Source organism: Candidatus Pelagibacter communis, from assembly GCF_001179845.1.
Lineage (GTDB): Bacteria > Pseudomonadota > Alphaproteobacteria > Pelagibacterales > Pelagibacteraceae > Pelagibacter > Pelagibacter ubique_Q.
Genome location: NZ_CVSB01000036.1, coordinates 1 through 10012 on the forward strand (window position 1 = coordinate 1; position 10012 = coordinate 10012).

Below are 10012 nucleotides of genomic sequence, written 5' to 3' on the forward strand. Positions count from 1 at the left end.
TGGAACACCTGATAAGTTTTTAGAAGTTATGAGCGATCAAAATTATGATTTTGAAATTAAAAATAAAATTTGGGTTTTAAATGACAAATCTTAATCAACAAATACTTAAATTTGATTATGATCAAAATTTTAAAGATCAGGATTTTTATGTTTCAAACAGCAACGAACACTCTTATAGTCTTTTAAATAGTTGGCCAAAATGGGATAAAAATTTTATAAACTTAATAGGTGAGAAGTTTTCAGGAAAAAGTCATTTAATAAATATATTTTTAGAAAAGCATAGAGGAATTAAAATTAATGCAGAAGATATTAATAATGACTTTCTTCAACAAATTAAAATTTATGAAAATATTATTGTTGAGGATTTAACTAAAAAAATAAATGAAAATTTATTATTTACACTTATAAATATCATAGACCAAGATAATAAGTATTTAATAGTAACATCAAAAATACCAATAGTTGATTTTAAATTTAAATTAAATGATCTTAATTCAAGATCTAATAATTTTATTTTATCTCAAATTGAAAAACCTGGTGATGATTTAATTTATGCACTAATATTAAAAAATCTTTCTGACCGCCAAATATCAATAGATCAAAAACTTATTGAATTTATAATTAAGAGAATTGATAGAACTTATGGCAAAATTTCTGATTTCATATATAAAATCGACGAAATAAGTTTAAAAAGAAAGAAACCAATCGATTTTAAAATTATTAGAGAAGCATTAGAGGTTTAATTGAATAAATACAGAACACATAAGTGTAATGAATTGAGAAAAGAGGATGTAGATAAAAAAATTTCTCTTGCAGGCTGGATAAATAAAAAAAGAGACCATGGAAACTTATTATTTATTGATTTAAGAGATAATTACGGGATTACCCAATGTATAGTGGATAAAGATAATAAATATTTTTCTGATTTAGAAAAAATACAATTAGAAACAGTAATTAAAGTTGAGGGTAAAGTTGTTAACAGATCTAAAGAAACAATTAATTCTGAAATTGATACAGGTGAAATAGAGGTTGTAATTGAGAAACATGAAGTTTTAGGCACTTGTAAAGAGCTACCTATGCCAATCTTTAGTGATCAAGAGTATGCAGAAGAAATAAGATTGAAATATAGATTCTTAGATTTAAGAAGAAAAAAAATTCATGAAAATATTATTTTAAGATCTAAAGTTATTTCACATATCCGAAATGAAATGACTAAATTAGGTTTTTTAGAATTTCAAACACCAATTTTAACCTCATCTAGTCCAGAGGGTGCAAGAGATTTTTTAGTACCTAGTCGTTTAAATCCAGGAAAATTTTATGCACTACCTCAAGCTCCTCAGCAATTTAAACAATTAATAATGGTTTCGGGCTTTGATAGATATTTTCAAATTGCACCTTGTTTTAGAGATGAAGATGCAAGAGCAGACAGAAGTCCTGGTGAGTTCTACCAACTAGATCTAGAAATGTCATTTGTTGAGCAAGAAGATGTATTTAATGTTGTTGAAAAATTAATGGTTAATACATTTAAAAATTTTTCTTCCAAAAAACTGATGTTTAATAAATTTCCAAAGATTTCGTATAAGGAAGCAATGCTTAAATATGGTACAGATAAACCAGATTTAAGAAATCCACTTATTGTAAATGATATTACTGAAATATTTACTAGAGACGATGTTACATTTGAAATATTTAAAAAATTAGTAAAATCTGGATCTAGAGTAAGGTGTATTGTTACAAAAAATACTAAAAATCAACCAAGAAGTTTCTTTGATAATATTGATAAATGGGCAAAAGGAGAAGGTGCATCTGGTTTAGCATATTTTACCTTTGAAAAAGATAAAGATATTTCAGCAAAAGGTCCCATAGGTAAATTTTTTTCTCAAGATGCATTACTTGAGATTATTAAAAAAACAAATTCTGAAGTAGGGGATAGTATTTTTATGGCTTGTGGAAAGCAGGATGATTTAGAAAAAATTACTTCTTTAGCAAGAGATAAAATTGCAAAAGATCTAGATTTAATTGATGAAAATGTTTTCGCATTTTGCTGGATTGTAGATTATCCTATGTTTGAAAAAGATGAATTAACTAAAAAGATTAAGTTTAGTCATAATCCATTTTCAATGCCACAGGGTAATTTGAGTAAAGAAGATTTTGAAAATCCTTTGGATATACTTGCCTATCAATACGACATAGTTTGTAATGGAATAGAATTATCTTCTGGAGCAATTAGAAATCATAAACCTGAACTTATGTATAAACTTTTCTCGATTGCAGGATATGATAAAAATCAAGTAGATGAAAAATTTAGTGGAATGATTAATGCGCTTAGTTATGGAGCACCACCTCATGGTGGAATAGCACCCGGTATTGACAGAATAGTAATGTTACTAGCTAATGAAAAAAATATTAGGGAAGTCACAATGTTTCCAATGAATCAAAATGCACAAGATTTGATGATGAATGCACCATCCGAGGTAAATTTAGATCAATTAAAAGAATTAAATTTAGCTTTGAAAACTAAAAAATAAATTATTTTTTACCTTTTAAACTTATTTTTACATCAGAGAGATCAACTAGATTTTTTTTATAATTATTTCTAACAAAACCTTTACTAGTTATATCTTTTACAATTTTTAATAATTGGTTTTGATCTTCAGACTGAATTTCATCATTCGAAGCTAATTCGTTTCCACCAATAGATGGTGTGTGAGCTAGATCTTCTCTATTTTGATAAGAAATAGCTAATTCTCTAAAAATGTAGTCTAGTATTGAGCTTGCGCTTAGTATTCTATCATTTCCATGTACTTTTCCAGAAGGTTCAAATTTAGTACCAACGAATGCGCTTATAAATTCGTCTAAAGGAACACCATACTGAAGGCCTAAAGATACAGCGATAGCAAAGTTATTCATGAGTGCTTTCACCAATTCTCCTTCTTTACTTGTATCAATAAAAATTTCTCCAATTTTACCATCATCGTACTCACCAGTATGTAGGTAAACTTTATGATCTCCGATAGTAGCTTTTTGGATATAACCTTTTCTTCTATCTGGCATTTTAAATCTTTTACCACCTCTTTCAGAGGATTTATTGAAGTTTGAAATAATGTTTTCTTTATTTTCTAAGCTATTTTGGTTGACCTCCGCCACGACTTCAACTTTTTTACTTTCAATAACTTTATTATTATTTGGATCAAGATTTTTTGTTTTACGATTATCAAGTTTTACGTCTAAAACTTCGAACTTGCCATCATCCCTTTTTTCAAGATTTTTTAACTCTTTTTCATTAATATCGTCCAGGTAATGGTTAACTTTAAAAGTACATGTGTAGTAAGTCTCAACTAAATATTTTGCCATTTTTATTCCAACTTAAATTTTAATTTGAATATTGAATCAATTAATTTATATACAAATTCATATTTTAGTCTAATTTAAATTATACAATTTTTAATTGAATAAATAAAAAAATTTTATGTTGACATTTTTTAAAAAAATTTTCACTTGGTGGAATCGAGATACCTTCGGAACTAGATTAAAAACAATTTTTTTTGGAAAATTAGTTGGTAGTGATGTGTTTGGTAACAAATATTATGAAAGTAAAAATGGAAAGAGATGGGTTATTTATTCAAATACTATTGATGCCTCTAAAATACCAGTTGAATGGTATTCCTGGATACATTTTACACCTAATAAAATAGAAAAAATTCACGAACTTGAAAAATATGATTGGCAAAAATCTCATCAACCTAATTTAACTGGTACTGAAAAAGCTTATTATCCAAACAAAGATAAAGATGGAATCAAAAAAAAATATTCTAGTTGGAAACAATAAAATTAATTTTTATCTTTTAGTTCTAGTTTGTTTATTTTTAATAAATTATTCATATGGAAAAGATAATACAGAAGGTGTTTTTACAGATTTGAAAATTTTAGATAAAATTAGTTCAAAAAATACCTTAGTAAAATTAAAAAATGGAGAATTAACAAGATTTAAAGATCTTTCTATAAAAAGTTTAAAATGTAAAAATTCAGGATTTGATGATAATCCTGAAATTACAGCATATATCCAAGTCAAAGATCTTACAGATGAAAACAATAATGAAGTGTTTGTATTTAATGGGTGGATGTTTTCATCAAGCCCATCAATAACTCCATTTGATCATCCGGTATATGATGTTTGGCTCATCAAATGCTATTAGACTATAGTATCTTGATCTAACCAGCTTACATTAAAATCTGAGTTAATAAATTTTTTATGACTCAAAAGTTTTTTATGTAACGGAATAGTTGTGGTAATCCCCTCTATTACAAATTCATCAAGAGATCTATTCATTCTTTGAATCGCCTCAGTTCTATTTCGTCCATGACAGATTAATTTACAAATCATACTATCGTAATAAGGAGTAACTTTGTATCCTTGAAAAATAGCTCCATCTACTCTTGTTCTAAAACCAGATGGTTGATGACACATATTTATAGTTCCAGGAGATGGTTGAAAGTTTTTACTTGCATCTTCTGCATTTATTCTACATTCAATTGCATGTCCTCTTGGGTTTATATCACTCTGTTTTAGAGCTGTTTCTCCAGAAAAAGCAATCCAAATTTGTTCTTTGATAATATCAATTCCAGTTACCATTTCAGTTACGGGATGTTCCACCTGTACTCTTGTATTCATTTCAAGAAAATAAAATTTTCCATCCTCATAAATAAACTCTACGGTTCCAGCACCCATATAACCAATTTTTGCAACCATTTTTACTGTTTTTTCAAATAAATCTTTTCTTATTTCGTCATTTAGAACAGGGCTTGGTGTTTCCTCAATTAACTTTTGATGTCTTCTTTGGACAGAGCAGTCTCTTTCATGAAGGTGAACAACATTATTTTTACCAGCTAAGATTTGAACTTCTATATGTCTTGGATTTTGAAAAAATTTTTCAATATAAACTTCATCATTGCCAAAGTATTTTTGAGCTTCAGATTTAGCTGTTGAAAATAACGTTTCAAATTCCTCTTCTTTGTAAACTATTTTCATGCCCTTGCCTCCACCTCCACCTGAGGCTTTGATTAAGACCGGAAAACCAATTTTCATACAAAGTTCTTTTGCCTCAGAAACATCTTTCACACCTCCTTCAGACCCCTCAATAACAGGTAAACCATTTTCTTTAGCTATTTTTTTTGCTTGGATTTTATCACCCATCATCTCAATATGTTTTGATGAGGCTCCAATAAAATTAATTTTATTTTCCTCTAAAATTTTTGCAAAATTTGCGTTTTCAGAGAGAAAACCATATCCGGGATGAACAGCATCAGCATTTGTAAGTTCTATTGCAGACATTAATGCTGGAATATTTAAATAACTGTTTGCTGGTTGATGAGAACCAATACATACGCTTTCATCAGCCATTCTTACATGCATACTTTCTCTATCTACATCTGAATGAACAGCGACATTAGGGATCCCCCATTCTTTACATGCTCTAATAATTCTAACTGCAATTTCTCCACGGTTTGCAATTAAAATCTTTTTAAACATTATTTATTCAAGGATAATAATAGTTTGACCAAATTCTACAGGTTGGCCATCTTCAACACAAATTTCTTTTACAACACCATCTGCTGTTGAAGGAACATGATTCATGGTTTTCATTGCCTCAACAATCATTATTGTATCACCTTTTTTAATTTTTTTTCCAAGTTCAACAAACTTTTTAGCACCGGGTTCAGGAGCATGATATGCTGTTCCAATTATAGGTGAAGTAATTTCAGTTCCTAATTTAGTATTTTGAGTTTGAATAGGTGCTGAGCTTGTTACAGGTGAAGAAGATGAAATAACTTGTGGTTGATTACTTATTGAAACATTATTTTTTGATACTTTAACTTTTGTATCCTTTTCAGTTATCTCAATTTCAGTAAGATTAAATTCTTTTAAATAATCACTTAGTTCTTGAATTATTTTTTTATCTATTTTCATTTTGTAAAGTCTTTTGTAATGAAATTATGGCCAAAATATATCCTTCAGCACCTAATCCAAAAATTCCTCCACTCACCACACCACTTATAAGTGATTTATGTCTAAATTCCTCTCTTTTATAAATATTAGATAAATGTAGCTCGATTATTGGTTTTTTAAACAAATCTAGAGCATCTCTTATGGCTACAGAGGTATGAGTAAATGCAGCAGCATTTATAATTATACCATCAAATTTTTTTCTAGCATCTTGAATAATATTAACAAGCTCTCCTTCAACATTAGATTGAGAAAACTCAACATCAAGACCAATTTCTTTTGCTTTTTTAGAACAATTCTCTTTAAGTTGATCATACGTAATTGATCCATATTGTGATTGTTCTCTTTCTCCTAATAGATTAAGATTTGGACCGTTAATAATTATTATTTTATTATTCATTCAGCACTTATATACGATGAAAAAAATAAAAAAAATAAAAATCAAAATAAATGGTAAAAACAAATCTATAATTCAAGATATTAATCTCTCTATGGTGTTAAAAAATCTAAAAATACCATTAAATAAAGTAGCAATTGAGCTTAATGAAGAAATAATAGATAAAAAAAAAATTAATAAAATAAAATTAAATAAAAATGATAAAATTGAAATAGTTCATTTTATTGGAGGTGGTTAATTTGAAAAAAGATAATCTAATTATTGCGAATAAAAAATTTAATTCCAGATTAATCGTTGGAACTGGAAAATATAAAAGTATGCCTGAGTGCGCAAAAGCAATTAAACTTTCAGGAGCAGAAATCGTAACAGTTGCCGTAAGAAGGGTTAATATTTCAGATAAAAATAAGCCTTTGCTTATGGATTATATTGATCCAAAAAAAATTACATATTTACCCAATACTGCTGGATGTTTTAATTCAAAAGAGGCTTTGAGAACTTTGAGATTAGCAAGAGAAATAGGTGGTTGGAAGTTAGTTAAATTAGAAGTTTTAGGAGATAAAAAGAATTTATTCCCCGACATGATTGAAACTTTAAAATCTACAGAAGTTCTCGCTAAAGAAGGTTTTAAGGTTATGGTTTATTGTAATGATGATCCTTTAATGGCTAAGCGTTTAGAGAATTCAGGTGCTGAAGCAATTATGCCTCTAGCTGCACCAATTGGATCAGGACTAGGCATACAAAACAAAATTAATATTCAAATAATTAGAAAACAAACCAAACTTCCATTAATTATTGATGCTGGTTTGGGTCAAGCTTCAGACGCTACAATTGCAATGGAATTAGGATGTGACGGAGTGCTTGTTAATACAGCAATTGCAAAGGCCAAAAAACCTTTTGAAATGGCACTTGCTTTTAAAAATGCTGTTATTGCTGGTAGGCAATCTTACAAGTCTGGAAGAATAGATAAAATTTTGATGGGCAATCCATCATCTCCATCAAAAGGGATTATTTAGTTTTTTTATAATATCTTTTTTTCTTATAAGTTTTTTTGTTGATTTTTTTGATTTCTTTTTTTTCTAAAAATTTATTTTCCTTATTTTGGGTTTCTAAATTTTTTAATTTTTCATAATATTCTATTAATTCAATTGTTTTCTTTGACTTATTTTTAATATCTATGATGTACTCTGGTATAATTAAAGAATTATCACTAATAATATCTATTTTCATTTTATTTTTTTTTCAAAATAAGTTAAGTCATCAACAAAATTTTCTTTAAGGAAATCTGAAATTTTTTCACAAACTTTTAACTCAACAAATTTAGCTTTGTTAATTACAGCTTTTAACTCAACAATTTTTAAAAGTTTTTGGGCAAAAGACTCGTCCGTTAATGTAACTTTCCATTTAATTGCACTTTCTCTTAATCTTTGTCTTGACATCTCCAAAAGACCAAAATTACTTATTCTTCCAATTTGAATTCTCGCTCTATCAGACCTACATTTTTCTTTAAGTTTTCTTTCTACTAACTTCCTATTTCCATAACTCAGCATATCAATAAAATCTATAATGATTAAACCTGATAAATCTCTTATCTTTATTTGTCTTGCAATTTCTTCTGCAGCTTCAATATTTGTATCTAAAGCAGTGCTTTCGACATTTTTTCCTTTTATTGAACTCCCAGAATTTATATCAATAGAAACTAAAGCCTCTGTTGGGTTAATAACTAAATATCCTCCTGACTTAAGTTTAATTTCAGAGTCAAATATTTGATTTAACTTTTGTTCAATATTTTCTTGAATAAACAGTGGAATTTTTCCTCTAAATTTTTTTACTTTTTTCACATTTGATGGCATCATAGTTTTCATGAATGATTGAGCTTTTTTATAACCTTCGTTGCCCTCTACAATAATATTTTTTGTATTTTCGTCATACATATCTCTTAAAGTTCTTTTAATTATTTCACTTTCTTGATGAATTAAAGAAGGAGCAATAGAGTTTATTGCATTTTCCTTTATTTGACTCCAAGAATTAACCAAAGTTTCTAAATCACTATTTATTTCATTTTTTGTTTTATTGCTTCCAGCAGTTCTGACAATTAATCCCATCTCCTTAGGTATTTCAATTTCATTTAAAATTGTTCTTATTTTTTTTCTATCAGCAGGATTAAATATTTTTCTTGATATACCTCCTCCTTTAGGAGTGTTTGGCATTAATACTATATACTTACCAGCAATAGAAATGAAAGTGCTTAAAGCTGCACCTTTTTGACCTCTCTCGTCTTTAATAACTTGTACAAGAATTACTTGGTTAGGTTTAATTACTTCCTGAATTTTATATCTTTTAAATTTAAATCTATGCTCTTTCTTTTTTTCTTTTCCATCATCTAAATTTTCTTTTTCATTAATATTTTCTTTATTATTTAAATCTTCTTCTATTTGTTCTTCTGATATCTTTTCTATAGGATCATCAATTTCAAGTTTTCCTTCAGCAATATTTTCCTCTTCTTTAGCCTCAACTTCTCTTGAAAGTTCTTCTCTAGCTTTTTCCTCCTCTTCTTTAATTCTTTCTAAATCTGCTTTTGGTATCTGATAATAATCTGATTGAATGTCATTAAAAGACAAAAACCCATGCCTCTCTCTTCCAAAATCAACAAAGGCTGCTTGCAAAGAGGGTTCAATTCTACTTACTTTACCTAAATAAATATTATTTTTAATTAAGTTATTTTTTAAACCTTCGTATTCGTAATCTTCAATATTTTCACCTGATTTAAGAACAACTCTAGTTTCGTTAGGATGCGAAGCATCGATATATAAATTTTTTTCCATAATTTTGTGAATGTTAATTTCATTAGTAATTTAATTTTTAAAATTTTGTTTAATTTTCTTGCCATATCTTTAACAAATTCCAGGATATAATGAAATTAAAATGAATAAATTTTTTAGAAATATCTTTATTTTTATTACGTCTTTTATTCTATTATCAGCAATTTCGATAATAAGTGTTTTATGGACTTATTCTAATGATTTACCAGATTATAAATTTCTTAAAAGTTACAAACCTCCTGTTTCCAGTAAAGTTTATTCTGGTAATGGTGATTTGGTTGCAGATTTTTCGCAGGAAAAAAGAGTATTTGTTCCATTTAACTCAATTCCAAAAAATGTAATTAACGCTTTTTTATCTGCTGAAGATAAAAATTTTTTCAAACATCCAGGCGTTGATGCTAAGGGTGTTATTAGAGCTGTAATAAATAATATTTCAAATATATTATCATCCAAAAGGTTAGAGGGAGCATCTACAATTACTCAACAGGTAGCAAAAAACTTTTTACTAACAAATGAAATAAGTTTAAATAGGAAAATTAAGGAAGCAATTCTAGCTTTTAGAATAGAGAGAGCTTTATCTAAAGAAAGAATTTTAGAACTTTATCTAAACCAAATTTATCTTGGAAGTGGAGCATATGGAGTAGCTGCAGCAAGCTTAGAATATTTTGATAAATCAATTAAAGATTTAAATTACTCAGAAGCTGCTTTATTAGCAGCTTTGCCAAAAGCGCCTAGTAGATATAATCCTTATAGAGATCCAGATATAGCAAAATTTAGAAGAAATTTAGTTTT

General features: G+C 27.8%; 11 protein-coding genes and 1 pseudogene. 7 read left to right on the top strand and 5 right to left on the bottom strand.

The genetic code is table 11. The annotated features are described in order from the left end of the window. The first annotated feature begins 80 nt into the window (after positions 1 to 80). Together AMN81_RS03395 and aspS are read left to right on the top strand one after the other, a co-directional pair. Positions 81 to 743, top strand: coding sequence for a P-loop NTPase family protein (locus AMN81_RS03395; protein WP_072090718.1), 663 nt, complete (start codon positions 81 to 83; stop codon positions 741 to 743). Next, on the top strand, positions 744 to 2528 hold the full coding sequence (aspS, locus tag AMN81_RS03400) for an aspartate--tRNA ligase (RefSeq protein WP_072090719.1): 1785 nt from the start codon (positions 744 to 746) through the stop codon (positions 2526 to 2528). It begins immediately after the preceding gene. Position 2529: 1 nt separating this feature from the next. Here aspS and AMN81_RS03405 read toward each other — a convergent pair whose 3' ends face one another. Beyond that, on the bottom strand, positions 2530 to 3354 hold the full coding sequence (locus AMN81_RS03405; RefSeq protein ID WP_072090720.1) for a TSCPD domain-containing protein: 825 nt from the start codon (positions 3352 to 3354) through the stop codon (positions 2530 to 2532). A gap of 115 nt (positions 3355 to 3469) precedes the next feature. Here AMN81_RS03405 and AMN81_RS03410 point away from each other — a divergent pair, with 115 nt between their 5' ends. After that, the gene (locus AMN81_RS03410) at positions 3470 to 3829 is read left to right on the top strand and encodes an NADH-ubiquinone oxidoreductase subunit NDUFA12 family protein (protein WP_072090721.1); all 360 of its coding nucleotides are present in this window, start codon (positions 3470 to 3472) and stop codon (positions 3827 to 3829) included. Continuing rightward, positions 3792 to 4196 (top strand): DUF2155 domain-containing protein, encoded by a 405-nt coding sequence (locus AMN81_RS03415; RefSeq protein ID WP_072090722.1) that lies wholly within the window; start codon positions 3792 to 3794, stop codon positions 4194 to 4196. The genes AMN81_RS03410 and AMN81_RS03415 overlap by 38 nt, the downstream gene beginning before the upstream one ends. On the opposite strand, the gene accC is transcribed toward AMN81_RS03415, so the two are convergent. From accC to aroQ, 3 genes are read right to left on the bottom strand one after another with little or no spacing between them, the layout of a single operon-like run. Further along, a complete protein-coding gene (gene accC / locus AMN81_RS03420; RefSeq protein WP_072090723.1) occupies positions 4193 to 5530 on the bottom strand; it encodes an acetyl-CoA carboxylase biotin carboxylase subunit in 1338 nt (445 codons plus the stop codon). The two genes, AMN81_RS03415 and accC, sit on opposite strands and share 4 nt — an antisense overlap. Before the next feature lie 3 nt (positions 5531 to 5533). Beyond that, positions 5534 to 5968 carry an acetyl-CoA carboxylase biotin carboxyl carrier protein gene (locus AMN81_RS03425; RefSeq protein WP_072090724.1) on the bottom strand — a complete coding sequence of 145 codons (435 nt, stop codon included), beginning with the start codon at positions 5966 to 5968 and terminating at the stop codon, positions 5534 to 5536. Beyond that, complete coding sequence (aroQ, locus tag AMN81_RS03430; RefSeq protein WP_072090725.1) at positions 5955 to 6404, bottom strand: type II 3-dehydroquinate dehydratase; 450 nt, start codon at positions 6402 to 6404, stop codon at positions 5955 to 5957. The genes AMN81_RS03425 and aroQ overlap by 14 nt, the downstream gene beginning before the upstream one ends. Before the next feature lie 16 nt (positions 6405 to 6420). On the opposite strand from aroQ, the gene thiS reads away from it, so the two are divergent. Further along, complete coding sequence (gene thiS, locus AMN81_RS03435; protein ID WP_072090726.1) at positions 6421 to 6639, top strand: sulfur carrier protein ThiS; 219 nt, start codon at positions 6421 to 6423, stop codon at positions 6637 to 6639. 1 nt (position 6640) lies between these two features. Then, entirely contained in the window at positions 6641 to 7414 is a 774-nt protein-coding gene (locus tag AMN81_RS03440) for a thiazole synthase (RefSeq protein ID WP_072090727.1), read from the top strand. Here the strand turns inward: AMN81_RS03440 and AMN81_RS03445 are convergent. Further along, a pseudogene (locus tag AMN81_RS03445) lies at positions 7407 to 9223 on the bottom strand (Rne/Rng family ribonuclease). The gene AMN81_RS03440 and the pseudogene AMN81_RS03445 overlap by 8 nt on opposite strands. 100 nt (positions 9224 to 9323) lie before the next feature. Here AMN81_RS03445 and AMN81_RS03450 point away from each other — a divergent pair. Then, a partial coding sequence (locus AMN81_RS03450) for a transglycosylase domain-containing protein (protein WP_179850563.1) occupies positions 9324 to 10012 on the top strand: 689 nt, incomplete at its 3' end.